The sequence below is a fragment of the Pseudomonas sp. NPDC087626 genome, assembly GCF_044743405.1.
Lineage (GTDB): Bacteria > Pseudomonadota > Gammaproteobacteria > Pseudomonadales > Pseudomonadaceae > Aquipseudomonas.
The window spans coordinates 19,014-44,976 of record NZ_JBIUWJ010000002.1 but is presented as its reverse complement, the minus strand read 5'-3'; the positions used below and the strand labels follow the sequence as shown (position 1 = coordinate 44,976).

General features: G+C 61.8%; 25 protein-coding genes. 10 read left to right on the top strand and 15 right to left on the bottom strand.

All coding sequences use genetic code 11. The annotated features are described in order from the left end of the window. Window positions 1-3: 3 nt before the first annotated feature. Window positions 4-1,395, top strand: a complete 1,392-nt coding sequence (lpdA, locus tag ACIOVD_RS01930) for a dihydrolipoyl dehydrogenase (RefSeq protein ID WP_095170133.1) — start codon at window positions 4-6, stop codon at window positions 1,393-1,395. 6 nt (window positions 1,396-1,401) lie between these two features. Here lpdA and ACIOVD_RS01925 read toward each other — a convergent pair whose 3' ends face one another. Next, complete coding sequence (locus ACIOVD_RS01925) at window positions 1,402-2,511, bottom strand: acyltransferase (RefSeq protein ID WP_095170134.1); 1,110 nt, start codon at window positions 2,509-2,511, stop codon at window positions 1,402-1,404. Window positions 2,512-2,817: 306 nt separating this feature from the next. Between ACIOVD_RS01925 and ACIOVD_RS01920 the strand changes: the two genes are divergently transcribed. Further along, window positions 2,818-3,708: a methyltransferase domain-containing protein gene (locus ACIOVD_RS01920; RefSeq protein WP_401125771.1), complete on the top strand. Its 891-nt coding sequence runs from the start codon at window positions 2,818-2,820 to the stop codon at window positions 3,706-3,708. 11 nt (window positions 3,709-3,719) lie between these two features. Here the strand turns inward: ACIOVD_RS01920 and ACIOVD_RS01915 are convergent, their stop codons facing one another. Continuing rightward, window positions 3,720-4,916 (bottom strand): MFS transporter, encoded by a 1,197-nt coding sequence (locus ACIOVD_RS01915; protein ID WP_401125768.1) that lies wholly within the window; start codon window positions 4,914-4,916, stop codon window positions 3,720-3,722. A 155-nt stretch (window positions 4,917-5,071) separates the two neighbouring features. Here ACIOVD_RS01915 and ACIOVD_RS01910 point away from each other — a divergent pair, with 155 nt between their 5' ends. Then, the gene (locus ACIOVD_RS01910) at window positions 5,072-5,998 is read left to right on the top strand and encodes a LysR family transcriptional regulator (protein WP_401125765.1); all 927 of its coding nucleotides are present in this window, start codon (window positions 5,072-5,074) and stop codon (window positions 5,996-5,998) included. A gap of 122 nt (window positions 5,999-6,120) precedes the next feature. Here ACIOVD_RS01910 and ACIOVD_RS01905 read toward each other — a convergent pair whose 3' ends face one another. Further along, complete coding sequence (locus ACIOVD_RS01905) at window positions 6,121-6,756, bottom strand: TetR/AcrR family transcriptional regulator (protein WP_159995160.1); 636 nt, start codon at window positions 6,754-6,756, stop codon at window positions 6,121-6,123. Between the two features lie 84 nt (window positions 6,757-6,840). On the opposite strand from ACIOVD_RS01905, the gene ACIOVD_RS01900 reads away from it, so the two are divergent. Further along, window positions 6,841-7,488 carry an NAD(P)H-dependent oxidoreductase gene (locus ACIOVD_RS01900; RefSeq protein ID WP_095170139.1) on the top strand — a complete coding sequence of 216 codons (648 nt, stop codon included), beginning with the start codon at window positions 6,841-6,843 and terminating at the stop codon, window positions 7,486-7,488. Here the strand turns inward: ACIOVD_RS01900 and ACIOVD_RS01895 are convergent. From ACIOVD_RS01895 to ACIOVD_RS01885, 3 genes are all read right to left on the bottom strand, one after another. Then, window positions 7,466-8,368: an amino acid ABC transporter substrate-binding protein gene (locus ACIOVD_RS01895; protein ID WP_401125761.1), complete on the bottom strand. Its 903-nt coding sequence runs from the start codon at window positions 8,366-8,368 to the stop codon at window positions 7,466-7,468. The two genes, ACIOVD_RS01900 and ACIOVD_RS01895, sit on opposite strands and share 23 nt — an antisense overlap. A gap of 45 nt (window positions 8,369-8,413) precedes the next feature. Beyond that, window positions 8,414-9,760: a putrescine-ornithine antiporter gene (gene potE, locus ACIOVD_RS01890; RefSeq protein WP_095170141.1), complete on the bottom strand. Its 1,347-nt coding sequence runs from the start codon at window positions 9,758-9,760 to the stop codon at window positions 8,414-8,416. A gap of 87 nt (window positions 9,761-9,847) precedes the next feature. Then, window positions 9,848-10,519, bottom strand: a complete 672-nt coding sequence (locus tag ACIOVD_RS01885; RefSeq protein ID WP_095170142.1) for a bifunctional 2-polyprenyl-6-hydroxyphenol methylase/3-demethylubiquinol 3-O-methyltransferase UbiG — start codon at window positions 10,517-10,519, stop codon at window positions 9,848-9,850. A 153-nt stretch (window positions 10,520-10,672) separates the two neighbouring features. On the opposite strand from ACIOVD_RS01885, the gene ACIOVD_RS01880 reads away from it, so the two are divergent. After that, window positions 10,673-11,335, top strand: coding sequence for a hypothetical protein (locus tag ACIOVD_RS01880; protein WP_095170143.1), 663 nt, complete (start codon window positions 10,673-10,675; stop codon window positions 11,333-11,335). Window positions 11,336-11,427: 92 nt separating this feature from the next. Beyond that, window positions 11,428-13,197: a SulP family inorganic anion transporter gene (locus ACIOVD_RS01875; protein ID WP_401125757.1), complete on the top strand. Its 1,770-nt coding sequence runs from the start codon at window positions 11,428-11,430 to the stop codon at window positions 13,195-13,197. A gap of 21 nt (window positions 13,198-13,218) precedes the next feature. Here the strand turns inward: ACIOVD_RS01875 and ACIOVD_RS01870 are convergent, their stop codons facing one another. Next, window positions 13,219-13,410, bottom strand: a complete 192-nt coding sequence (locus ACIOVD_RS01870) for a hypothetical protein (RefSeq protein WP_095170145.1) — start codon at window positions 13,408-13,410, stop codon at window positions 13,219-13,221. Between the two features lie 213 nt (window positions 13,411-13,623). Here ACIOVD_RS01870 and ACIOVD_RS01865 point away from each other — a divergent pair, with 213 nt between their 5' ends. Beyond that, window positions 13,624-14,634, top strand: coding sequence for a GlxA family transcriptional regulator (locus ACIOVD_RS01865; protein ID WP_159995168.1), 1,011 nt, complete (start codon window positions 13,624-13,626; stop codon window positions 14,632-14,634). Window positions 14,635-14,655: 21 nt separating this feature from the next. Here ACIOVD_RS01865 and ACIOVD_RS01860 read toward each other — a convergent pair whose 3' ends face one another. Next, complete coding sequence (locus ACIOVD_RS01860) at window positions 14,656-15,399, bottom strand: outer membrane beta-barrel protein (RefSeq protein WP_095170147.1); 744 nt, start codon at window positions 15,397-15,399, stop codon at window positions 14,656-14,658. 264 nt (window positions 15,400-15,663) lie between these two features. Beyond that, window positions 15,664-16,551: a LysR family transcriptional regulator gene (locus tag ACIOVD_RS01855; protein WP_095170148.1), complete on the bottom strand. Its 888-nt coding sequence runs from the start codon at window positions 16,549-16,551 to the stop codon at window positions 15,664-15,666. A gap of 147 nt (window positions 16,552-16,698) precedes the next feature. On the opposite strand from ACIOVD_RS01855, the gene ACIOVD_RS01850 reads away from it, so the two are divergent. After that, on the top strand, window positions 16,699-17,472 hold the full coding sequence (locus ACIOVD_RS01850; protein ID WP_401125752.1) for an SDR family NAD(P)-dependent oxidoreductase: 774 nt from the start codon (window positions 16,699-16,701) through the stop codon (window positions 17,470-17,472). Between the two features lie 42 nt (window positions 17,473-17,514). Then, window positions 17,515-18,813 (top strand): MFS transporter, encoded by a 1,299-nt coding sequence (locus ACIOVD_RS01845; RefSeq protein ID WP_095170149.1) that lies wholly within the window; start codon window positions 17,515-17,517, stop codon window positions 18,811-18,813. Window positions 18,814-19,052: 239 nt separating this feature from the next. On the opposite strand, the gene ACIOVD_RS01840 is transcribed toward ACIOVD_RS01845, so the two are convergent. The 3 genes from ACIOVD_RS01840 to ACIOVD_RS01830 form a co-directional block, all read right to left on the bottom strand. Further along, window positions 19,053-20,114 carry a hypothetical protein gene (locus ACIOVD_RS01840; protein ID WP_401125749.1) on the bottom strand — a complete coding sequence of 354 codons (1,062 nt, stop codon included), beginning with the start codon at window positions 20,112-20,114 and terminating at the stop codon, window positions 19,053-19,055. A gap of 81 nt (window positions 20,115-20,195) precedes the next feature. Continuing rightward, the gene (locus ACIOVD_RS01835) at window positions 20,196-20,576 is read right to left on the bottom strand and encodes a RidA family protein (RefSeq protein WP_401125747.1); all 381 of its coding nucleotides are present in this window, start codon (window positions 20,574-20,576) and stop codon (window positions 20,196-20,198) included. Between the two features lie 30 nt (window positions 20,577-20,606). Then, a complete protein-coding gene (locus ACIOVD_RS01830; protein WP_159995176.1) occupies window positions 20,607-21,743 on the bottom strand; it encodes an FAD-binding oxidoreductase in 1,137 nt (378 codons plus the stop codon). Window positions 21,744-21,929: 186 nt separating this feature from the next. Here ACIOVD_RS01830 and ACIOVD_RS01825 point away from each other — a divergent pair, with 186 nt between their 5' ends. Next, window positions 21,930-22,553: a helix-turn-helix domain-containing protein gene (locus ACIOVD_RS01825; RefSeq protein WP_095170153.1), complete on the top strand. Its 624-nt coding sequence runs from the start codon at window positions 21,930-21,932 to the stop codon at window positions 22,551-22,553. 13 nt (window positions 22,554-22,566) lie between these two features. Here ACIOVD_RS01825 and ACIOVD_RS01820 read toward each other — a convergent pair whose 3' ends face one another. The 3 genes from ACIOVD_RS01820 to ACIOVD_RS01810 all read right to left on the bottom strand — a co-directional run bounded on the left by ACIOVD_RS01820 (window position 22,567) and on the right by ACIOVD_RS01810 (window position 25,858). Then, window positions 22,567-22,995, bottom strand: coding sequence for an N-acetyltransferase (locus tag ACIOVD_RS01820; protein WP_401125744.1), 429 nt, complete (start codon window positions 22,993-22,995; stop codon window positions 22,567-22,569). Window position 22,996: 1 nt separating this feature from the next. Beyond that, entirely contained in the window at window positions 22,997-23,716 is a 720-nt protein-coding gene (locus tag ACIOVD_RS01815) for an SDR family oxidoreductase (RefSeq protein ID WP_320334260.1), read from the bottom strand. A gap of 249 nt (window positions 23,717-23,965) precedes the next feature. Continuing rightward, window positions 23,966-25,858 (bottom strand): sigma-54-dependent Fis family transcriptional regulator, encoded by a 1,893-nt coding sequence (locus ACIOVD_RS01810; protein ID WP_401125741.1) that lies wholly within the window; start codon window positions 25,856-25,858, stop codon window positions 23,966-23,968. Window positions 25,859-25,963: the final 105 nt, after the last annotated feature.

The window sequence follows — 25,963 nt, the reverse complement described above, 5'->3', positions numbered from 1 at the left end:
GCCATGAGCGAAATGAAATTTGATCTGATCGTCGTGGGTGGCGGCCCAGGCGGCTACGTGGCGGCCATCCGCGCCAGCCAGCTCGGCCTGCGCACGGCGTTGGTAGAAAAGGCGCAACTGGGTGGGGTTTGCCTGAACTGGGGCTGTATTCCAACCAAGGCCCTGTTGCGCAGCGCCGACGTGCTGCGCCTGATCGGTCGCGCGGGCAGTTTTGGTATTGAGGTCGGGCCGGCCAGGCCGGACCTGCAGGCCATCGTCAAGCGCTCGCGCGATGTGGCTGCCCAGTTGCATCGCGGCGTCAGCGGGTTGATGAAAAAACACCGCGTCCAGGTGTTCAATGGGCATGCACGGCTGGAGGGTCCGCAGCGGCTGAAAGTGAGCGGGGAACAGGGCGATCTGAACCTGACTGCGCCGCACATTATCCTGGCAACCGGTGCCCGCGCCCGGGTGCTGCCGGGCATGGAGCCGGACGGCAAGCATTTCTGGACCTACCGCCAGGCACTGGTGCCGGACAGCGTACCCAAGCGATTGGTGATCGTTGGTGGCGGTGCGATCGGCATCGAGTTCGCCAGCTTCTATCACGCACTTGGCGCTCAGGTCAGCGTGGTGGAAATGGCTGATCGAATCCTGCCGATCGAGGACCAGGACATCAGCGCCTATGTGGCACAGTCCCTCACGCGCGACGGAATCCGCCTGTACACCGGCTGTGCGCTGCAAGGCAGCCAGGTGGAGGAGGGCGTGGTGCAGTTGCGCCTGGAAGGCAACAGCAACGAGAGGCTACAGGCCGATGTGGTGCTGGTGGCCGCGGGCATTGTCGGTAATGTCGAGGACCTCGGGTTAGAGGGCACCGCAGTCAAGGTGCAGCACACCCATGTGCTGGTGGATGAGTTCTGCCGCACGGGCGAGCCCGGAGTCTACGCCATTGGTGATCTGGCGGGGGCTCCATGGCTGGCGCACAAGGCCAGCCACGAAGCCGTTATCTGTGTCGAAAAGATCGCCGGCCTCAACCCCCATCCATTGGATCCGCGCAGCGTGCCAGCCTGCACCTACAGCCACCCGCAAGTCGCCAGCGTTGGCTACACCGAAGCCCAGGCGCGCAGTGCCGGTAAGACGCTCAAGGTCGGCAAATTTCCCTTCGCCGCCAACGGCAAGGCGATCGCCATGGGCGCCACCGAGGGTTTCGTCAAGGTGGTGTTCGACGCGCACAGCGGCGAGTTGCTGGGCGCGCACATGGTCGGCGAGGAGGTTACCGAGATGATCCAGGGCTATACCATTGCGCGGGGCCTGGAGACGACCGAGGCCGAACTGATCGACAGCATCCTGCCGCACCCGACGATGTCTGAAGCCATGCATGAAGCGGTGCTGGCAGCCTATGAGCGGGCGCTGCATGGCTGAGTGTCGCTAGGCTGTGGCTAAGTTCGATTTTGTTCTCGTTAAGTGTTTTCCGACTCGCATCATCGGCCGTTCAATGTATGAATGCGTGACGTGTGAAAAGACAACCGTTAACACGGTCGATGCGGCGATGGCTAAAACCACTGTGCTGGTTGAACTCATGCTGAGCGTATTGATTATGGCGAGGGTTAAAAATACAAAAATCATGTGATTTACGTAGATCGAATAGGAGATTTTTCCAAGGTAGGAGGCTGCTGTGCTGTTGAGAACGGCTGATAAGACTCCTTGCATGCTGTTCTTTTCAGGAGGCAGCGCGCAGTAAGATGAGGCAGCCCAGATTAACAGCGCAGCTGTATATTCCTGCATGAAGGGCAGTGCCAGCAGCGGTGGAAGCACTGATAGGATCTTTGATTTTTCGCTGTATTTGCTCAGGTAGGCTGTCGCAATCCCCACGGCAAAAAGCGATAGATATTGTCCGATGTATCCGCCACCCATGCTGCTGTTGAGTGAAATCATCAACATGATCAGTGCACAAAGCGCTGGCAGTTTGAGCAATCTTTTGGGTGCTCCCATGAGCAAATAGACGGCGGGAGCCAACACGTAAAATTGCCACTCTACCGATACGCTCCATGCTTGCCCCACCAAGGTGTACGCCGAGTTAGCCAGGAGACTGTCGGGAATCAGCCCCTGGATAAGTAATAGGTGGGCCGCTAAATGTTCACTCAAGTTACTTGTTGCACTATCAATCAGTGCGATTCTGGCGGCGGTCATTGGCGCAACGGGGGAGGTTAACAACACTTCGCGAGCAAAGGGCAGCATAAACACGGATATTGCCAGTGCTAGCAAGTACGCGGGAAACAGTCGAAAAGCTCTGTGTATGAGAAATGTTCGATAGCTGGGTTGTTCCCTGTCTAGCAGGCTGAATATGACAAACCCGCTTAATATGATGAACACTTGTACCGGTACTGTGTTCCAGAGACTGGCACTGGGTAGAGCGTGGCTTTCTGAAAGCCCGGACATCATATGCCCAACCACAACCCACAGCGCTAGGATCCCTCGAAGGCCTTCGAACTCTGAAACGAAGCCTCTGTTTCGCGTCTCGTTGATTTTTGTGCTCATCTAACAAGTCCACGCTTGATGTTTTCATTGGCTCGGTGCATAGCCGCCGAGTCTAACCGATGCCCGGCCCTGTGGGCGAACGGTCGTCCGTGCGCGTCATCAGTGCCGAGGGTATCAAGCCTGCAGACAGGCGATTTCAGCGATGCATGGGGATCACGTTGAGGGATCGCCGAATCAGGTCTATGCTTTTTTCTGGTTAAAAAGCACGTACAGACAGGTTGCGACGGGAAGGCTTCTGGATCCACGGTTAGACGGGAGCCCATTTGCATGCAGATCCGCGCTATGCGCTAGGAGCCACTCACGTCTATGAAACCCACGCTCGCAACGAAAGTACGCTCGGTCGGAACTGATTTTGACTCTCCATTTGTCATTGAAAATACCCTCGATGAGGTCGCGCAACGTGTCGCCGCGCAAGGCCAGAGTCTGGGGGTTGGGGACGGAGGGTTACATTTCGATAGTCGTCGTTTTGCGGTAACTGTCGAGTACATGAAGACCTATGGATTACATCAAGGGTATTGCCTTGAAATCGGTAGTCTTGAATACCTTAGCTCTCGTGTGATCTGGTCTTTTTTTCCAGAAGCCACTGTACGAGGCACTTCCCATGACCTGCGCAAAGATCCAATCCCCTATGCCGATAATTCTATTGATCATGTGATCTGCACAGAAGTTATCGAACATATTTCAGATATAAATTACGAGCAGGCAACCACCTTGGATGGCGTATTTTTTTTCCTTGGTGAAGTGCATCGAGTACTGAGAGTGGGTGGCAGGGCGCTGATTTCTACTCCCAACGCCAGCAGTTTGTGGGCGCTCCAACAAGCGCTGGTGAAAAATGCCCCGCTGATGTATGACTGGCATTTCCGCGAATTTACCCTCAGCGAGATGCAGCAAATCGTAGAGCATGCAGGTTTTAAAATAGTTGCTCACAATACTGAATTCGTCTGGCATCTCTGGGATTTCACCCCACTCGAAAATTTTCTCGCTAGCTCAGGTTATGATCTTTCCGGGCGCGGCGATGACCAGTTCATTATCATTGAAAAAGTCTCGGCTCCAGTCAAAAAGCCCCATCACTTGATGCTCCCTACCAAGGAACAGTGGAAAGAGCGCGGTGTGCGCCTGTTAAGAAATAATCTAAAACGCACATTTTATAACTTTAAGCTTTGGCTGAAAGTCAAGGTGAAGACATTGCTTCGATAGCGGATTGCTGGTCAGGTTTTTCTACCTGTCACCAGGCCAGAAGCCCCGAGAAAGTAAAACACCCCACCGGCAACCACAAACCCCCCAAGCATGTAGAAGATAAGGTGCGCAGGCTGGCTCGCCAGGACCATACCGCACAGCACCGGCCCCAGTGCCGCGCCGAGGTTGCTGAGGTTTTGTGCGCCGTAGTACAGGCCCCGAAGAGGGGCTGGGGCAATGTAGTCGATGAACATGTATTCGGCGGGGAACACGATGATTTCGCCGAGGGTGAAAATGGCCATGGACAGCACCCAGAGCATGACGCTGGTCGAGAGGGCAAACCCGCCCAGCCCCAGCAGGAACATGCTCAAGCCCGCCGCCAGCCAGAGGTTCAGCTGGCGCTGGGAGATCCTCCGGCCGATCAGGTATTGCAGGCTGATCACCATGACGGCATTGGTCGTGACCAGGGCGCTGATGACCTGATAAGCGAACTCGGGCGTGGTCGTGACCACCAGGTACTGCGAGAGGTAGGCCGTGAACTGACCAAAGACCACGGCACTGAGCAGCCCGCCCAGGGTGAAGCAGACCAGTCGCCGATCCTTGAGCAGCAGTTTGCCCGTCGCCAGAAATGCGCCGGGCGCACGGGTCGTATCAAGCACCTGCAGCGCTCTGTCGCCCCACCGCCAATAGACCCCGAAGAAGCCTGCGCCGAGCCCCGCGGACAACAGGAAAGGCAAGCTGATATCCAGCCGGGCCATCCCGGCGCCCAGCAATGGGCCGACGGCGTAACCGATATTGCTCAGGGTGTACTTGATCGAAAACACCCGGCTGCGCTCGCCTGGTGCGAGCAGGCGGCCGAACCCGGATTTGACCGCGATATCGATTACCGCAAATGCCAGGTTGATCACCACCAGGCAGAGGTAGAACAGCCACAGGTTGCGCGCCAGGAACGTGCCGAGAAAACCCAGGGCAAACACCGCGCTGCAAACCAGGATCAGGCGGTGGCTGCACACTCTGTCCACCAGGAAGCCGCCGTAGAGGCTCAACAGCGACCCGACGATCAGGCTGCTGCCAATCACCAGTCCGACATTCGCCACACTCAAGCCGAAGTTGGCGCTCAAGTAGATCACTAGATAGGGCAGGGTGACTGCCCGCGCCAGGGTCAAGACCAGGGAGGCACTGAGCAGTAGTTGTACTGTGCGTGGATAATTTTTCAGGGTGGCAAGCATCCGTTCCTCATCGTTCAACGGGGTGGATTCAGCAGCGTTGTCAGGCGCGGGGCATTGATAGATACGCTGGAATCCAGCTTACTGGGGAATGCTGTTCGGATTGGTGATGGTTTTTCCACTGCTACCGGAACCTGATTCATTAATGTGGGACGTATATGTTTTCTTCGGAACGCTTGAAGGGCATCGATGTGTTTGTCTGTGTCGCGGACGCTGGCAGTTTCCGGGTTGCCGCGGAGCGGATGCACCTGACGGCCTCGGCCATCAGTAAAAGCATCGCCCGCCTTGAGGCGCGGCTGGGCGCGCGGTTGTTCCAGCGCACGACGCGACGCCTGGCATTGACCGATGCGGGGATGACGTTCTATCGCACCTGTAGCGGGGTGCTGGCCAATCTGGAAGAGGCAGAGCTGGCGCTGCATAGCGAAACCACTGAGCTTCAGGGGCGGGTTCGGCTGGACCTTCCCGGTGCCTTCGGCCGGGCCCAGGCACTGCCACTGATACTGCAGTTTGCCCAGGAGCATCCGCGGCTGCTGCCGCATATTTCCTTTTCCGACCGTTACAGCGACCCGATTGCCGAAGGTGTCGACATTGTGGTGCGCATTGGGGGCGCGGACATCTGGCCCGATACCCTGGGGCATCGCTACCTGGGCCGTGAGTGGCATGTCTTCTGCGCGTCACCCGCGTACTTGAGCCAGCATGGCACGCCCGTGTCCGAGGACGATCTGCAGCATCACCAGTGCATCGCCTACGGCTGGGTCGATGGCAACGTCAGCCCGTGGAGCTTTGCCGGCACCCGCGCCGGGGAAACCGAGCGCCGGCAGGTGCCTGCCACGCTGGTGGTGGGGGATGGCGAAGGATTGTTGGTCGCGGTACTGGCGGGGGGTGGAATTGCGCAACTACCGACGTGGTTGATCCAGCAGCACCTGGAAGCGGGGACCCTGGTCGAAGTGCTCCCTCGGTTGGCAACCGACGGCCAGGCGATCAACCTGGTCTGGCAAAAAAGCCGCCAGGCACTTCCCCGCATCAGTGCCTTGCTGGAGGTCCTCGCCACAGGCCTGAAGCCGTCCAGTGGCAACGGCGTGTGAGGCGGTCTGGCTGGGAACACCCCGTAGCAGCTGCCGAAGGCTGCGTTCGAGGACACAGTCCTCGCCTAGGGAGGGCACAATAAATTGCCGCAGGCGAGCTAACGCTCGGCCTGTTGCAACGTTTACTCAAGGCCCGCCGAGCTGCCACTGCGTTCGACCATCGCGACGATGGTTGCAAACAGTTCGTCTTGCGCCTCGGCAGGGGTGATTTCAGCCGTCGTGGCGGCGTGGGAGAGCGCCTCGGCGGCGCCGAGCATCGCTCGCAGGCCGGCGGCTGCAATCTGCCCACCCTTGGCGAAAGGGGCGAGGACGCTGCGGCATTTTTCGATGAAGATCGCCTGGTACTCAGCCTTGATTTTTTCCAGCTCCGGCGAGCTCGCCAGCGCTGCGATCACCCCTGGTATCTCGTTGCCCTGTAGCAAGACGCACTCGACATAGGAGCTGGCGATTACACTCGCCCGACTGGCCAGGGTCGGTTCGCTAGCCTCGAGCGCCGCGTCCATCAGTGACGTCTGGCGTCCGTCGAAATCCTGATAGAGCGCCGCCAGCAGCCCCGGCCGGGTGATGAAATGGTCATAGACCACGGGTTTGGTGACTCCGGCTGCTTCGGCCAGGCGTCCCAGGGTCAAGGCCTCGGTGCCTTCCTCCCGGACCAGTTGCCAGGCGACATCCAATAACTGACGCAGACGGTCTTCGCGAGACAGGCGGCGCCGCGCTGGGGCGGTGGGATCTGACTGAGGCGGTTGGCGACTTGACATGCTTATATACCAAACGTAACTTAGCGGCGTTAACTTACTAAAAGTATATAGCTCTCGTCCTCACCCGTCAGCAGGAGTTTTGCCATGCATGCACTCATCGTGGTCGCTCATCATGATCCCCGCTCGCTGAGCCAGAGTATCGCGGCGCAGATCGCCCAGGGCCTGGCCGATACTGGCAACACATTGGAAGTCGCTGACCTGTGGGCGGAAGGTTTCGACCCCAGGTTTGGCGCTGCCGATTTTGCCGTGCATCACCGCCAAGCCCCGGCGCCTGCCGAGGTGGCGGCCGAGCAGGCGCGGATCGACCGCGCCGATGCCCTGGTGCTGGTGTATCCGGTGTTCTGGTGGTCGATGCCGGCGCTGCTCAAGGGCTGGATCGATCGAGTGTTCAGCAATGGCTGGGCGTTCGATTTCACCGCCGATGCGCCACTGCTGAAAAAACTCCAGCACCTGCAGGTGCACCTGATTGGGGTCGGTGGCGCGGACCGCGGCACCTACGAACGGCACGGCTATGGGCTGGCGATGAAGACCCAGATAGATCACGGGATCTTCGATTACTGCGGGGCCCAGGTCATGACGTCTGAGTTACTGCTGGAGTCGGAAACCCAAGACCCGCGAGCGCATCTGCAACTGGCGCGGCAGTTGGGGCGCAGTCTGTCCAGTGCAACGATCGCCGATCGCGCAGTGCGGGCTCCCGGCCCGGTCGCGCTCAAGGAATCGCATAGACCTTGAACAGCTTTTTCGCCGTCTCGCCGACACCGCCCAGGTGCTTGGCGTAGGCCTGTTCGATCTCGCCCGAGCGATACATCTCACTGAAGACGGTGTCCACCAGCAGGCGCCAATCTTCATCCTCGCGCGCCAGCGCCATGGCCGTCGGCGAGTACTCGAACACGCGATCCAGCAGGACCAGGTTGGCGGCGGGTTGATTAGCGAGCAGGTTGCTCAGCAGCATGCGTTCGGCGAAGAAGGCATCGGCCTGGCCTTCGGCGACCAGCTTGAGGCCCGCTGCGGTGTCCGGCACGGTGACCAGGCTGGACACCACGCCCAGCAATTGCATTTGCTGGCGGATCCAGGCTTCGGTGATGCCGCCGGCGGTAGTGGCGTAGGTCTGGTTGGCCAGCCCATGATTGACGGTCGCGCGCCAGGTCGGCCCGGTCCGAGCGACCTTGCCCTCCAGCACATTGAGCAGCGATTCGGATGCATCCTGGCGCACCACGGCCGACAGGCCCGCGGTGTAGATCGGGATCGAGTAGCTCACCCGCTGGCGCCGCGCCAGGGTTGGTGGCGTCGGCGTACAGAGGATATCGACCTTGCCTGAGCTGACGGCCAGCATCTCGTCGTCGTTGGCCACCGGTTGGTAGCGCACCTGCAACGTTGGTAATCCCAGCTCGTTCTTGAGCTTGTCGGCGACTTTCAGGCACAGGTCGATGGCATAGCCGTTGGCGTTGTCGCCAGTCTGGACGCTAAAGGGGGCGAAATTCGCCAGGTAACCGAGGGTCAAGGTATGGCTCGCCCGCACGCGCTCCAGGGTACTGGCGCTGGCGATCATCGGCGCCATTGCCAGCAGGCAGGTAAAGAGCAGGTGGGTAGTTCTGGTGCGTTGTTGATTCATCGTCTGGCCCCGCAGTCGGCTGTCTATGCGATCGGCAAATCAGTGCTAGGGATTACCGGTCCCGGTCCCGCTCGGGGCGGGTGCCTGGATGTCGACAAACCGCTTGGAGAGGAAACCGTAGAGCAAGTAACCGAATGCCAGGACAATCAGGCCGCCGAACACCGCATCCTTGCCGCAGGCATACAGGGCGTACAACGAGTAAGCCACGGCGATCAGCAACAGCAGGGTGTTGCGGGTGTAGATCGCCGTGCTGACCCGGGCTTTGTACATCATCACCATCAGCCCGGTGGCAGCTGTCACGTAGGGAATCAGGTTGGTCACCGCCGCCAGGCTCACCAGTTTGGCGAACTGGGCGCTGGCATTGGGCGAAATGGTCGACAGCGCCATCAAGGTCTGCAATACGCCGCACACCAGCATGCCGATGATGGGGGCATCCTGCGCACTGACCTTGCTGAAGAATTTCGGGAACATCCCTTGGTCAGCGGTCATCTTTGCGGTTTGCGCCAGGGTGAACTGCCAGCCCAGCAGCGAACCGACACACGCCATCACGGCCAGCGCCATGACGATGTTACCCACCATGGGGTTGAACATATGGGCATAGACGAGCGCGAAGGGCGCGGTCGAGTTGGCCAGTTCAGCGTTGGGGATCATGCCTTGGATCACCGTCGTCGACAGCACATAGACCACGGCCGCACCGAGGGTGCCGAACAGGCAGGCCAGAGGTACGTTGCGCTTGGGGTTCTCCACCGCATCGCTGGCCTGGGCCGCCGACTCCATGCCAAGAAACGCCCACAGGGTCAGGGGAATGGCCTTGCTGATGGCTTCGGAGATCGGCAGCTCATTGGGGTTCCAGGCGGCAATCAGCACCTCGGGCTTGAACCAGAACCAGCCGATGATACTCAAGCCGGCCACTGGGACAATCACCCCCCAGACGGTCAGCGCCCCGATCTTGCCGGTGATTCGCGGGCCACCGAAGTTGGCCACGGTGGTCAACCAGAGCAGGCCGACTGTACCGACGAACAGAGGAATGGCGCCACTGCCCAGCCAGGGCACGAACGCGGTCATGTAGCCCACCGCAGAGATGGCGACGGCCACATTGGCGATGCCCAGCGAGAGAAAGTACAGGTACGAACAGAGAAAGAAGCCCGATTTGGCGTGGGCCTCCTCGGTGTAGGCGGACAACCCGCCAGAACGCATGCAATAGATGCCGCACTGGGAAAAACAATAGGCGATGGCCATGGAACCGATGGCCGTGACGATCCAGGACAGCAACGAGACGGCCCCCAGTTGGGCCATGCTCGTCGGCAGCAGGATGATGCCCGACCCCATCATATTCACCGTCACCAGCGTGGTGAGCCCGGTGAGGCTCATTTTTTTGCTTGAGTCGGCCATCAACCACTCCTTGATCCACATTGCCCCCGGCAGGTGAAATCAGCGTAGCAGCGAGATTGGAAAAGCTATTGAGTACCTGCGGGTCTTTTAGTCCTGGCGCTGGGCAATCAACAGCAGTGACTGCGGCACCGGGCTCTGTGGGTGCTGCGGTTCCTGCAGGGCGCTCAGGCGCAAACCAGCCATGTCCAGGGCGTTGAGCCAACTGGACAAGGTGCGCATGTACCACGGCATCGGTTGCCAGTCGCCCTTGAACCCGGCGAAGGTTTCTTCGCGCCAGCCGTCCTGATATTCGCCCGCCGCCGCTGTCCAGGGGTGCAGGGTCTGGATCAGCAGGGCGCCGCCCGGAGCGAGCAGGGCGTGCAGGGCGGCGAGCAGGGGGATGATGTCCTGGTGCAGCAGGGCGAAGTTGGCGCAGATCAGCGGGTACTGGTTCCCGATGTCGACCCGGGACTCGACCAGCGCCTCGTAGCTGGCCAGGTGTACGGGCGCCGAGCCTGCTGCCCGTGCGGCCTCCACCAGGGTTGGCGCGCCATCCACGCCGACCGCCTCGATCCCGCGTTTGCTCAGCTCACGCAACAGCCAGCCCTCGCCGCAACCGAGGTCGAGCACGCGTTCGGGCTGGCGCCCCAGCACCGCCAGCAGGATCGCCTGGTCGGTGACCTGCCGACGGCTTTCAATGCTGCCGCTGCGCACGGCCTCGATCCAGGATGAGGCGTTATGGTGCCAGCTTTGCAGCAGGGCGGATTCGGCAGTGGGCATCTCGACCTCCAGGCCTTTGACAGGCAGCGCGAACAATTTTTCACACTACACTGAATCTGGATCGGGCCCCAGAGGCTGGCGTTATCCATGTTCTGGCCTAGGTATTTTGCACAACGCGCAGCAGATCGAATTAACAGTGATGAGGATCAGTGCATGGCCAACACCGACCACGCAAAGTGCGCCCGGGTCCTGGACCCCGTCGAACGAGTCACCGAAGTTATCTTCGGCCTGCTCATGGCAATGACCTTCACCGGCACTATCAGCGTCGCTACCGGCGGCCAGGAGGAAGAGCGCACGATGATGATCGCCGCGTTGGGATGCAACCTGGCCTGGGGCCTGGCCGATGCGGTGATGTATCTGCTGCGTAGCCTGATCGAACACAGCCGCAAGCGCTCCTTGCTCGACAGCCTGCGTGGCGGGGCGGACCCGGCTGCCGGGCGAGCGTTGATCGCGCAGGCATTGCCTGGGCGCCTGGTGGCCGCGGCCGGTACTGAGGAGCTGGAGGCGTTGCGCCAACGCTTGCTCCAGCACGCGACGACGGCGGTGCAGCCGCGCCTGGGCTGGGATGACTTCAAGGGGGCTGCCGGGGTTTTCCTGCTGGTGGTGTTGTCGACATTTCCCCTCGTGGTGCCGTTCCTGCTGCTCGACCAGACGGCGCTGGCGGTACGTCTGTCTAACCTGATCGGGCTGCTGGTGCTGTTCATTGCCGGTTGGGTACTGGCCAAGTATGCCGGTGGCAAACCCTGGCAAGGCGCCCTGACCACAGCCACCACCGGTGCTGCGCTGATTGCCGCGATCATCGCCCTCGGCGGCTGAGCGCCGCGCTGCGTACCTGGGCATCTGGGTGATAGCCAGTCCTGTTGCACGTTGATTTTTCCATTCGCTCTACAGTAGAAGGCCACCACCCCATGAGCCAGACGGATCCCTTGCCTCCCGCCCCGGAACCGGGGCGCATCGCCCATCGCCAGTCCAGCGACAGCCAGCCGGGCTGGGCCCGCTGGCTCCCCGGCCTGCAAACGCTGCGGCAGTACCAGATCGCCTGGTTGCGTCACGACATTGTCGCCGGGCTGGTGCTGACCACCATGCTGGTTCCCGTGGGCATTGCCTATGCGGTGGCGTCGGGCGTCCCCGGTATCTATGGGCTCTACGCGACCATCGTTCCGCTGCTGGCCTATGCCTTGTTCGGCCCCAGCCGGATCCTGGTGCTGGGGCCGGACTCCTCCCTGGCCGCGGTGATCCTCGCCGTGGTCCTGCCCCTGTCCGGTGGCGATCCGCAACGGGCCATCGCCCTGGCAGGAATGATGGCGCTCGTCTCCGGAACCGTGTGCATCCTGGCGGGTATCGCGCGCCTGGGATTCATCACCGAACTGCTGTCCAAACCGATTCGTTATGGCTACATGAACGGGATCGCCGTGACCGTACTGATCAGCCAGTTGCCCAAGCTGTTCGGGTTCTCGATCGACTCCGATGGCCCGCTGCGTAACCTGTGGTCGATCGCCACCGGGGTGCTGGACGGCAGGAGCAACTGGACCACCTTTGCCGTGGGCGCTGCCACCCTGGCAGTGATCCTGCTGCTCAAGGGCAGCAAACGTGTGCCAGGCATCCTCATCGCCGTAGCCGGCGCGACAATCGCCGTGGGGGTGCTGGACCTTGGCGCGCGGGCCGGGGTGGCGGTGCTGGGCTCGCTGCCGCAAGGGTTGCCGGCATTTGCGCTGCCGTGGATCACCCGTGCCGATATTGTCCCGGTGCTGATCGGCGGTTGTGCCGTGGCCCTGGTGTCGTTCGCCGACACCAGCGTGTTGTCACGGGTCTATGCGGCGCGGACCCGCACTTATGTCGACCCGAACCAGGAAATGGCGGGGTTGGGTTTTGCCAATCTGGCCGCCGGATTTTTCCAGGGGTTTCCCATCAGCAGCAGCTCTTCGCGCACCCCGGTAGCCGAAGCCGCCGGGGCCAAGACCCAACTCACCGGGGTGGTCGGTGCGCTGGCGGTGGCGGGGTTGTTGATGGTCGCGCCGAACCTGTTGCAGGACCTGCCCAGCAGTGCCCTGGCCGCCGTGGTAATTGCGTCCGCCATCGGTCTGATCGAGGTCAGTGACCTGCGCCGGATTTATCGTATCCAGCGCTGGGAGTTCTGGTTGTCGATCGTCTGCACCATCGGTGTCGCCGTATTGGGTGCGATCGAGGGCATCGGCCTGGCAATCGTGATCGCCATCATCGAGTTCCTGTGGGATGCCTGGCGCCCTTATTCCGCGGTGCTCGGGCAAGCTGCCGGGGTCAAGGGTTACCACGACCTGCAGCGTTACCCCAACGCGAGCCTGATCCCGGGGCTGGTGCTGTTTCGCTGGGATGCGCCGTTGTTTTTTGCCAATGGCGAGCTGTTCAACGACCGCGTGCTGCAAGCCGTAACAGCCTCGCCAACGCCGGTGCGCTGGCTGGTGGTTGCGGCGGAGCCAGTGACCAGTGTCGACGTGACGTCCGCCGACATGCTGGCCGAACTGTACGACACCCTGCATGCGGCAGGAATCAGATTGTGCGTGGCTGAGATGAAGGACCCGGTCAAGGACAAGCTCAAGCGCTTCGGACTGTTCGACCGGCTTGGTGAAGCGGCGTTCTTTGCAACCATCGACGACGCCGTCGACAGCTACCTGGCGCTCGCGGGGCAAGATCAGCGCTGAACACTTGGCTGCCGTTAATGGCTACATGCGGTGCATGCGCGGCTGGATCTGTTGGCGGGGCACAATCGCCGAGCCGGATCGATTGTTGCCCCCGTCCAGGGTGGCCGGGTTCTGTGGGGTGGCGGGGTCGGTACTGCTCTGGTCGTGGCAGGACGCGCCGCTGAGACAGATCGCGGCAGCGAGCAGGACAATCGGGCTCAAGGACTTGAACATGCTTATCTCCGACGCTTGGCGGCCAGGCAAGAGGAGCCGGCACCCCGTACCTTGAGCGTAGTCGATTGCATCGCCGGCCAGGTCCGGGTCGACCAAGTGCCGAGACCGCCCCGTGACAGCACTAGGGCTTTGCCCGCATCTACAGTTACCATTGGCTTTTTCGCAACGCAGCAGACACCTGCCTGGTGCAGCTATTCGAGTGGATCGAACGTGATGGAGCGACGGCAATTCAGCGGTGGCATGAAGGGCAAGAATCTTCGGTACCTGAAGGAAACCCCCAACGCCATGCCGGCAACGGTTCGTACCGGGTTTGTGCTGCTCGAGCATTTCTCCTTGCCCGCATTCACCCAGGCGCTGGATACCCTGATCACCGCCAACCTGCTGCGCCCTGGGTTGTTCACCACCCGCACGTTCGGCCTGGGTGAGTCTGAGGTGATCAGTGACTTGGGGCTGGTCATTCGCCCGGATGCGCGTCTTGATGCGGGTGCGCTCAACGACCTCGACCTGCTGGTGATTTGTGGCGGTTACCGCACCGAACTCAAGGTCAGCGATGAGTTCATCGGCTTGCTCAAGACCGCAGCCGAACGGGGCACCCACCTCGCCGGACTGTGGAATGGTGCCTGGTTCCTGGGCAGGGCGGGCTTGCTGGACGGCTATCGTTGCGCGATTCACCCCGAACACCGTCCCGCGCTCACGGAAATCGCCCGGGCCACCCACGTCAGCAGTGAGCCCTACGTGATCGATCGTGACCGGCTCACCGCGTCCAGCCCTTCGGGGGCCTTCCACATGGCGCTGGACTGGATCAAGGGCCTGCACGACAAAGCCCTGGTCGAGGGCGTCGAGGACATCCTGGCGTTCGAGGAGTCGCGCTACCGACGCATCAAGCCAACGGAAAACGTCTGCCTCAGCGCGCCCTTGCGCGAAGTGGTGAAGCTCATGGATGCCAACCTCGAAGAGCCGCTGGAACTCGAGCAACTGGCGGTCTATGCCGGGCGTTCGCGGCGCCAGCTCGAGCGCTTGTTCAAGGAACAATTGGGCACCACGCCGCAACGTTATTACCTGGAACTGCGCATAACCGAAGCCCGTCGTTTGCTGCAGCACACCGAACTGTCCCAGGTGGACGTCCTGGTGGCCTGCGGGTTTGTTTCGCCGAGCCATTTCAGCAAGTGCTACAGCGCATACTTTGGGTATCGGCCGTCCAAGGAGAAGCGCCTGGTCAAGTAAGGCGAACGTCGTGAGCGGCAGTTAAAACACGATGCCCAGTTTTGCCCCGTATTCATTCCTGATCTGCTTGTCGTAATGAGTGAAGTCAAACTGACCCTCAGGGTCATAGTTGAAACGGTTGTAGTACAGGCTGGCGATAATCGGCAAGCTGCCTTGCTGGTTGAACAGCAGGCTTAATTCAACATAAGGGTCGGTACTGTCCTGCAAGTCCAGGGTCTGATTGGAAACGCCCTGGATATCCAGTTGCGCTTCGCCCTGAAGGGATCTTCGCGCGCCGGCTTCAAGGCGCAGGACAGCAGTATCGAACTGATGGTTATAGCCAATCGCAACTTTGGCGAAGGGGCTGCGATTGGTCAGTTCAATATCGTATTTGTTATAACCCGGATCAAATCGATTCCATTTGTAGCCAGCGCCAACCAGCAGGTCGAGAAAGTTGTTGGCATCCAGCGCCAGGCGCCAGCCCAGATCCAGGTCGGCCTGCAGGTCTTTGACTCGCTGCCCCTGTTTTTCCGAGTACTGGCCACTGATTTCGGCCTGAAACACCAGGCCGGCATGGCCGGTCAGCTTGTTGCCGTAGTTGAGGAACACTCCGCCTTCGGGCATGCGCTCGATGTCGTTGCTTTGCCCTTTGAACTCCAGTTCGCTGTAACTCCCGAGCAAGCCCACTGCAAAAACTGGCTCGGTACTTACGGCCGCAGTGGAGTTGGGCGCAGCAGTTGCCGCGATAACTGCGCAGGCAACAGCAAGCATATTTATTGTTTTCATAAGAACTCCAGCAGCGCGCCGCAGGTCCGTTATGGATTGCTCTTATGACGAATGTAGTTGTTTTGTTGGTGGTCATTTGTGGCGCGGAAGCGACTGGCGACGAATGGTTGGTTATATATGGATCCAAGTTGTCGAAGTATGCGTATTTGTTGGGTTTTGTGTTTTTAATTATTTTTCAGGGTGTTCGATTATGCGGATTGTAGTTGCGGATGATTTTCGTTAGTTGGACTTTTAATTGGCGTCAAAATTTAAAATTGGATGTTTTCAAGTAACGTTTTTGAACACTTTGTTTATCAGGTCGAATACGTTGCTTTTTACCGCGCTGTTCAAGTCGACCCAGGCCAGTCCAGTGGTGGCGCGGTAGTCGCCCAATTCCAGAGGACGGGACAGCACATTCGCCGGCAGTGCGCGTCCGGCATTGGCGGGCAACAGGCCGACGCCGAGTCCGGCGGAAACCAGGGCCAGCATGGTGGTGAACTCGCCCAGTTCGGCACTGATCTGCAGCTGGATGCCGTGGCTGGCCAGCGCTTGCATCAGGCCATCGTAAAAGCCGGGGGCGTAGCGCCTGGCGAGGATATACACCGGCACCCCGGCAAGAGATGCCGGCGCCAGGCTGGCGCGTGTGGCCAGGGGATGGTCGCTGGGGAAGGCCAGCATCACGGTCTCGCGCAGCACTTCGAGGGTCTGGATCCCGGGAATCACCGCCGGCAAGCGCATCAGGCCAAAGTCCAACTGGCCGCTTTTCAGGGCCGTGGCTTGCTCAGGTCCAGACATGTCCTTGAGTTCCAGTTCGATCCGCGGGAATTGCTCATGCAGCGAGCGCACCAGGGTGGGCAACAGCTGCGGCAGTACCGAGGAGACGAAACCCAGGCGCACTCGGCCGATTTCCCCGCGCCCCGACGCCTTCGCCACATCCACGGCGTGAGCCGCCTGATGCAGGGTCGCCAGCGCTTCCGGGAGGAACATCGCGCCGACCTCGGTCAGCGCCACCGAGTGGCGATTGCGCTCGAACAGGCGCACCCCGAGCTCATCCTCGAGCAACTTGATCTGCATGCTCAAGGCTGGCTGCACGATGGACAGCCGTTGCGCGGCGCGGCCGAAATGCAGCTCCTGGGCCAGGGTCACGAATGAGCGCAGTAGCTTGATTTCCATGCAGGGACTCCGGGAAGGAGGGCGCCAAAGAGGTTGATCATAGAATTTGATCACCAGATCAGCAATCACCATTGGACGCTGTGGGTGGGCTGCGGTGAACTGCTGCCAAGGCCGTTCGACAACAAAGGGCCATTGACGGAGAACAGTATGGGATTCACCAGCGACAGCTTTCGACTGGACGGGCGCAGGGCGCTGATCACCGGTTCAGGCAAGGGTATTGGCCTGGAATTGGCCCGGGGTCTGGGTGCTGCGGGCGCCAGGGTGGTGATCAATGATCGCAATGCTGACAAGGCACGCTTGGTTGCCAGCCAACTGCGAGAGGAAGGGATCGAGGCCGAATTTGCCGTGTTCGACGTCACCGATCGGGTCCAGCTCCTGGAGGCGATCAACCACCTCGAAGCGAACAGCGGGGCCATCGATATCCTGATCAACAACGCCGGGATCCAGCGCCGTGCACCGCTGGAGGATTTCGACCCCAACGACTGGCACGAGCTGATGCGGGTCAACCTGGACGGGGTGTTCCATGTCTCCCAGGCCGTCGCCCGGCACATGATTGCCCGCGGTCGCGGCAAGATCATCAACATCTGCTCGGTGCAGAGCGAGCTGGCGCGGCCGACCATTGCGCCCTACGCCGCCGCCAAGGGCGCGGTGAAAATGCTCACCAAGGGCATGTGCGCCGAATGGGCGCGCCACGGCATCCAGGCCAATGGCCTGGCCCCTGGTTACTTCGCTACCGAGATGAACCGCGCGCTGGTGGACAACCAGGAGTTCTCCCAGTGGCTGTGCAAACGCACGCCGGCCGGACGTTGGGGGCGGGTCGAGGAGTTGTGTGGCGCGGCGGTCTTCCTTGCTTCACCGGCTTCTGACTTCATCAATGGCCAGACGCTATTCGTCGATGGTGGCTTGACCAGCGTGGTCTGAACCGAACACCCGTCGTTATAAAAACAACAACAGGGGACACCCATGAGTGCACTCAAAGAGTCGTTACTGCCGCTGACCGATAACAGCGTTCAGCAGACCAAGGTCCAGGGCTTTGCCAGCAAACGCTGGTGGTACCTGATTCCGCTGATATTCATCACCTACAGCCTGGCCTACCTGGACCGCGCCAACTATGGCTTTGCCAGTGCCGCCGGGATCGAGCAGGACCTGGGGATCACCAAGAGCACCTCGTCGTTGATCGGTGCCTTGTTCTTTCTTGGCTACTTTTTCTTCCAGGTGCCGGGGGCGATCTACGCGCAGAAATACAGCGTGCGCAAACTGGTGTTCTGGAGCCTGATCCTGTGGGGCTTCTGCGCCATGGCCACGGGGCTGGTGACCAACATACCGATGCTGATGATCATCCGGGTTTCGCTGGGAATTGTTGAAGCGGCGGTTATGCCGGCGATGCTGATTTTCATCAGCAACTGGTTCACCCGCAAGGAACGCTCGCGGGCCAATACCTTCCTGGTGCTGGGCAATCCGGTGACGGTGCTGTGGATGTCGGTGGTCTCGGGCTACCTGATCCACGCCTGGGGCTGGCGCGAAATGTTCGTCATCGAAGGCGCGCCTGCCGTGCTGTGGGCGTTTGTCTGGTGGCGCCTGGCGCGGGACAAACCCGAGCAGGTCGACTGGCTCAGCCGTCAGGAAAAAGACCAGTTGGCCGCGACCCTGGCCGAAGAACAGAAAGGCATGCCAGTGGTGCGCAACTACCGCCAGGCGTTCACCAGCCCGATCGTGATTCAGCTGTGCTGCGTCCATGCGCTGTGGAGCATCGGGGTCTATGGCTTCATCATGTGGCTGCCGACCATCATCAAGCAGGCGGCTGCGGCGGACATCGTCACGGTTGGCTGGTTGAGTGCGGTGCCCTATGTCGCGGCGGTTGGCACCATGCTGGCGGTGTCCTGGGCCTCGGATAAATCCCAGCAGCGCAAGCATTTCGTCTGGCCGCTGCTGGCCCTGGGGGCACTGGCTTTCTTCTGCTCCTACCTGCTGGGCTCCAGTCATTTCTGGTGGTCGTTTGCCTTGCTGACCCTTGCCGGTGCCGCGCTGTATGCCCCATACGGTCCGTTCTTCGCGCTGATCCCGGAGATCCTGCCGGCCAACGTGTTCGGCGGGGCCATCGGCCTGATCAATGCGTGCGGCGCCCTGGGGGCCTTTATCGGCTCATGGATCGTCGGCTACCTGATCGGCCTGACCGGCAACCCCGGCGCGGCCTACATCTTCATGACGGCCGGGGTGCTGTCGTCGGCCCTGTTGATGGCCTGGGTGAAGGTCAAGCGCTAGGGCCGCGTTGTGGGAGCCTGCCGGCGATGGTCGTTAACGATATCGCATGCATTCAGGGTGCACGCGGTGCTCTTCAGGCCATCGCAGGCCAACACCAACCTCGGATACGCCGCAAACCCTGTGGGAGCCGGCTTGCCGGCGATGGTCGTTAACGATATCGCGTGCATTCAGGGTGTACGCGGTGTTTTCCAGGCCATCGCGAGCAGGCCGCAAGCGGGCACCCGCTCCTACAAAAGCCCTTACACCGTGGCCGCTGCGAGGCGGTCTCGGCGTAGCCAGCCGATCAGGACGGCGGCGATCAGCAGGAAGCCCAGGTAGCCGAACAGCGGATACACCTGGCCCACCAGGCTGATGAAACCCACCAGGCTGCCCACGAAGGCCAGGGCGCCGGCCGCGGCCGAGCCGATGCGGAACTTGCGAGTGCCGGCAGGCAGCAGGCGGGCCGAGAAGGAGTAGAGCGTGCCGACAGCGGTGTTGAGGATCATGCAAAAAATGATCAACGCCATCAGCAACCCCAGCGCCGGAGAGATCTCGGTGGCGATCGACAGCATCGGCATCGGCAGGTCCGCCACGCTGTCCAGGCGCGACAGCAGGCCCAGGCTCATCACCAGCATTAGCAGACCCAGCGCCGCACCACCAAGGATGCCGCCCCAGACCGCCTGCTTTTCGGTTTTCGCCGCGCCGCCCATGATCGCCAGGATCGGCACCCCCGCCACAATGTTGTACGACACATAGAGCAATGCCCCCAGCAACCAATGGCTGGCACCGGCCTGTTGCTGGCTGGCCAACTGATCGAGCTGGGCGAATTCCAGGTCGCGGCTGGCCACGCCATACAGTGCCACTGCCACTGCGGTGAGAATCAGAAAGGGCGTCGCAGCACCGATCATGCCGATCACCTTGTGCACGTCCAGGCACACCACCGCGACCACGATCAGGGTCACCAGGACACTGCCGAGCACCGCCGGAATGCCGAACTGCTGCTCCAGCAACGCCCCCCCGCCTGCCAGCATGACCACGGTCACGGCGAACATGAAGAAGGTGATCATCAGGTCGACAAAGGTCCCCAGGTAGCGGCCGCACAAGGCGTACACCATGTCTTTGTGGGAGGTCGCCTGCAAACGACTGCCCATGCCGGCCAGCGCCATGCCGAGGAAGGTGAACAGCGCGGCGCTGACCACCGCGCCGAGCAGGCCCCAGAGGCCGAAGTCGACGAACATCAACAACAGCTCCCGGCCCGAGGCAAACCCCGCGCCGACGATGACACCGACAAATGCACCGGCGATTTTCAGACTTTCTTTCATGACCAATTCCCTCGATCTATTGTTGTTATGGGCTTCGTTGAGCCTCTACGGGGTATTGCACTGCTGCTTGGCCGGGGTGGTTCAGGCGGTTGCGCCGACCCAGGCCTGGACTTCGATTTCCACGTCGACGCCGAGCGCCAGGCCGGCGCTAACGGTGGAGCGCACCGGGAAGCCGTTGCTGAAGTGACGCTGGTACTCCTGGTTGAAACCGGCGAAATGCTGCATGTCCGACAGCCAGACCGTGGCCTTGACCACCTGGTCGAAGCCCACGCCGCATTCGGCCAGGGTTTCGCCGATGCGGGTCATCACGGCGGCGGTTTGCGTGGCGATATCGCCGCGCACCACTTGCCCTTCGGCGGTCATCGGGATCTGCCCGGAAAGGAACAGTAAATCGCCAACCCGGATCGCCTTGGAGAAGGGGTAGGGCAGGGTGCTGGGGTAGCGCTGGAGAGTGTTGGACATGGCACGGAACCTCGGTTGTTGGGTGAGTGATTAACGCAAGCGCGCCGGCGCCAGGCGCAGGGGATCGACGCCTTGCTGGTGCAGGTGGTCGGGCAAGGGTTGATCCAGCAGCAGGGCGCAGGCCAGTTGCGAGACCGCGGCGGCGGACTGGATGCCATAGCCGCCCTGGGCCGCCAGCCAGAAGAAGCCTGCGCATTGATCGTCCCAGCCGACCACCAGGTCGCCATCGGCGACGAAGGAGCGCAAGCCGGCCCAGCTGTGGCGCGGGCGACGAATCTGCAAAGAGGTGGCGGCTTCGATGTGATAGATCCCGGTGGCGATGTCCAGCTCTTCGGGCATCACGTCCTGGGCGTGTACGGGGTCGGCGTTGGCCGGCGAGCCCAGCAACTGACCGGCATCGGGCTTGAAGTAGAAACTCTCGTCGATGCCGATCACCGCGGGCCAGCGGGAGAAGTCGGTGTCTGTGGGGCCGTCGAAGGTAAAGGCGCTGCGCCGGCACGGCTGCAGGCCAATCGGGGCCACACCGCACTGCTGCGCCACCTGGTCAGCCCAGGCGCCGGCCGCGTTGACCAGGGTTCGCCCACGCACTTGACGGCCGTCGGCCAGGGTCAGGGCCCAGGCATCGCCTTCTCGATTGGCTGCACACAGTTCGGCATCACACATCAGTTCACCGCCGGCGCGGCGCATGGCCCGCAGAAAACCCTGGTGCAAGGCGTGCACATCGAGGTCTCGGGCATCGGTTTCGAGGATCGCCCCGCCGATTGCCTCGGCCCGCAGGCACGGCACCAGGGCCAGGGCTTGCTCGGCGTCGATCAAGGACACATTGGCCGCGCAGCTGCGCAGGCTGGCATAGGTTTGTTCGAGCAGGGGCTGTTGTTGCGGGCTGGCGATGTACAGGCAGCCCCGGGGTTCCAGCAGCGGATGTTCCGTAAACCCTGCCGGCGGTTGTTCGTAGAACGCCCGGCTGGCACGGGTCAGCGCCTGGATCTGCGGGGTGCCGTAGGCTTCCATGAACATTGCGGCGGAGCGGCCGGTGGCGTGATAGCCGGGCTGCGACTCGCGTTCCAGGACCAGCACACTGGCCTGTCCCGCCAGGCGATAGGCCAGGGAGGCCCCTGCAATACCGCCGCCGATGATAACGAAATCGAAACAATCGCTGTCGTGCATGCCCAAGGACCTCCGTGGTGGGTGGGGGGAGAAATGACGACGCCCGCACCGGCTGGATAAATTCTCACATAAGAGAAATGTAAGATATGAGAATTTGCCAGTCAAGCCATTGCCTTGAGGTAATATCGCGCCACGCATCCGGCCCGGCTCCCCAGGGCCTGAAAATTGGTATGACAGAGAGACTGCATGAGTTCCAGCCGCCCACCGCTCGCCTCCAATACCCAGGCCCATCCGCTGATTGACCGAGCCCAGGTTGGCGCACGCCTGCGGGCGATCCGCAAACTCCAGAAGTTGACCCTCAAGCAATTGTCCGAACGTTCAGGCGTGGCCTTGTCGACCCTGTCGAAAATGGAGTTGGCCCAAGTCTCGGTGAGCTACGAAAAACTTGCGGCGGCGGCGCGTGCCCTGAGCGTCGACATTGCCCAGTTGTTCAGCCCGGCCAAGGACCGTACGGACCTGGTGCAACCGACAGTGGTCAGCACGGCCATCGACAGTGCCGCGGGCTACAGCACCGGCAACTACGACTACCACCCGATGGCCGGCGATTTCCCCGGGCGCAGCATGACGCCGATGTACGCGCGGATCTTTGCCCGGGAACTGACCCAGTTCGACGACTACATCCGCCACCCCGGGCAAGAGTTTGCCCTGGTGCTCAGCGGGCGGGTGCGCATCCAGTTCGAAACCGGCGAGTCCATCAGCATCGGCTGCCGCGAAACCGCCTATTTCAACAGCGCCATTGGTCATATCTACCTGGCGCAAAGCGACGACGGGGCGGATGCCGAAGTGATGGTGGTGATGTCGGAGCGCTGAGCCTGCCTGGCGGTTATTGGCCGCCGCAACGCATGCTGTATTCGCGGTGGCCGGTGTGTGCGTCCGTCTGCTCGCTGACCACGACGAAGCCCTGGGCCAGATAGAACCGACAACTGGCCTGGTTCTCCTGGTAAACCGACAGGTTCAGCACGGCTCTCTGGTTTTTCGCATGGGCGAGCAACTGGCTGCCAATGCCCTGGCCTTGCAATGCCGGCGCGACAAACAGGGCGGCCAAATTGTCACCGTGCAGCGCATGGAAGCCGACTACCCCACCGTCACGCTCGAACACGTAGACCTCTGAGGCTGGCAGGTAAAGCGTGCGCATGGCGTCGACCTGGGATAACCAGAACGAGGCGTCGATAAAATCGTGGGCCTGGATAGAAGCTGACAGCCAGATATCCAGGACCGCGTCGGTGTCCTGCGGGGTACTGATCCTGATCATTTCAGAAGCGCTCATCCAGCAGGGCCGGCAGGGTAATGTCCTTGACGTAGCTGGCCGCGGACAGGCTCAGCACCATGCGCACTACCTGCACCACGTCGTGGACCGGAATCAACTGGCCTTCGCCACGCTGCTCGGCCAACTCGCGAGGCGTGCTGAGCGGGTCGTCGGTGTTCAGGTAGCCCAGGTTCAGGCAGGTGACCGCCAGGCGTTGCTGACGGTAGCCTTCGCGCAGTGCATCGGCGATCCCGTGCAGGGCAAACTTGGAGGCGCCGAAGGCCACTTCCGGACGACCACTTTGTGCCAGGCCGGAGGTCGAGCCGGTGAGGATGATCCGTGGGTTTGGGCTTTTCAGCAGCAGCGGCAGCAGGCGTTTGATCAGCAGGATAGGCGCGGTGATGTTGCAACTGACGATGGCTTGCAGTTGCTGGTCGTCATCGGCAAGGAAGCTGTAGGCCGGATCAAACGCGCGCTCTTCCCAGATGCCCAGGTTGTAGACCAGGGTGTCGAGGCCGTCGGCAGCCACCGCCTGCTCGATGACCCGGGCTGCCTCGGCCGGTTCGCCGAGGTTGGCTTCCAGCCAACGCACCTGCACTCCAGCGAGGGGCAGCAGGTTTTCCGGGCGGCTGCGGGAAACCCCGATCAGCGTGTCCCCGGGCTCCCCCAGGCCCTCGATCAAGGCTCTGCCCAATCCTTTGCTAGCACCGACCACCAGGGTTTTCATCGATTGTCTCCTTGACCCGACTGACAGAATTGAGCGCGGATGCAAACAGAGGTGGGGGGTGTTGGCAATTGGGCGGATGTTTCCAGATATGACCAGGTGTCTGGGGCATGCAAAATCTGCAAGCCGCCACCCCCCCTGTAGGAGCGAGCTTGCTCGCGATGGGGCCAGTGCATTCAACATCAATGTCGCCTGACACACCGCCATCGCGAGCAAGCTCGCTCCCACAGGTTTGAACGCTGTATGCGGGATTCAGGCTGGGCTTCTCCCCGGCATCTCGATGCCATGCTGGTGCACCCGGCGGTACAGGGTTGCCCGGGAGATGCCGAGGGCCTTGGCGGTGGCTGTGGGTTTCCAGCGGTGACGGATCAGGGCGTCGATCAGGGCCTGGCGTTGCGGGCTGGGCTCGAGCTCCCGGGCATCCTCGAGCACCGGGCCGAGCAGGCCCTGGCTGTGCAGGGGTTCGGGCAGGTGGCCGGGCTGGATCAGCGGCCCTTCGCACACCGCGCAGGCGTAGCGCAGCACGTGGCGCAACTGCCGGACATTGCCTGGCCAGCGATAGCCGAGCAGGCACTCCAGGGCGGCGCTGCCCAGTTGCAGGGTAGTAGCGCAGTGGCTCGACTCTTCAGCGAGGATCCGGTTGATCAAGGCCAGGCGGTCACTGCGTTCGCGCAGCGGGGGCAACTGGAAACGCGCGCCCCCCAGGCGAAAGTACAGGTCCTCGCGGAACTCGCCGGCGGCCACCAGGCTTTCCAGGTCACGGTGACTGGCGCAGATCACCTGCAGGTCCACCGCCTTGCGCCGTGAAGCGCCCAGGGGGGCCACTTCGCCTTCCGCCAGCACCCGCAGCAGGCGGGTCTGCAGTGCCAGGGGCATGTCGCCGATCTCGTCGAGGAACAGCGTGCCGCCATCGGCCTGTTGCAGCAGACCGGGCATGCCCTTGTGCGAGGCCCCGGTAAAGGCCCCGGCGACGTAGCCGAACAACTCGCTCTCGATCAGGCTTTCCGGGATGGCCGCACAGTTGATCGCGACGAAGGGTTGCTCCCGGCGTTGGCTGGCCTGGTGCAATTGGCGGGCGAAGACTTCCTTGCCCGAGCCGGTCTCACCCTGGATCAGCACCGGCAGGTTGCGGTCCTTGACCCGTACCGCCAGGCGCAGGCTCTCGGCCAGGCGCGGGTCCAGTTCGGCCGGGCTCAACACCAGGCGCTGGCGGCTGCGGTTGCTGCGGCGGGGCGCGCTCAGGCGTCCGTGCAAGGCCTGGGTGCCCGCCTGGTGGTGCAACAGGCACAGCGATTCGTCGCGGGCGGCCTGCAGCTGTGCTTGATCGAACACCTGGCCGATGTGTTCCGGCAGCCGGCCTAAGCCGTGCAGCAGCCATTGGCGCGCCGCCGGGTTGAGCGCTTGCAGGCGACCGTCGTCGTCCCAGGCCAGCAGGTAATCGGGCTGGCTGTCGACGTACCCCGGGCTGCGGTGCGCGCGCAGCACCCAGTAGCCCTGGACGCTGTTCATGAAAAACGCTTGTTCGATTTCCCGCGCGCTCTGCACCACCATCTGCCGGATCAGGTGCTGGGAACGACGCTCGTCCGGCGAGCGCACGGCCGATACATCAAGCACCCCGAGCAACTCACCCTGAGGGTCGAACACCGGTGCCGCGGAGCAGGTGAGGCCGATAAAGGCCGCCCGAAAGTGGTCGCGCTTGTGCACCGTCACCGGGGTGCGGGCGGTGAGTACCGCGGCCACGCCGCAGGTGCCTTCTTCGCCCTCCGACCAGCAGGTACCCAGGTACAGGCCGGCTTTCTGGCAATCGTTGCGGATCGTGCTTTCGACCCGGTAGTCGATGGTCTGGCCCTGGGCATCGGTGAGCAGCACGCAGTAGTCGGCATCCCGCACGCGGCCGTGGAGGCGGGCGACTTCTTCGCTGGCGATGCGCAAGAACAGCTCCGAGCGCTCACGGCATTCCTGCAGCACGTTGTGCGAAAGGATCCGTGGCCCCTGCAGCGAGCCGGGGTCCAGATGGTGTTGCTCCATGGAGCGGCGCCAGGAGTCGAGGATCAGGTCGGGCACAGGCAACTGCGGCAAATGGGCAGCGTTCTTCAAGACCCGGCTGACGCAATCCACGTGCGCCTTCGAGTGTACGGAAAGCATTCAGGCCTCCGGTTCCAGCTTCTTGTCGTTGTGCGGCCATTAAGCGCCGATCAATGCCTGCAGACAAGCGCCAGGGGGAGCACGGCTGCGCGTGAGACGCGACGT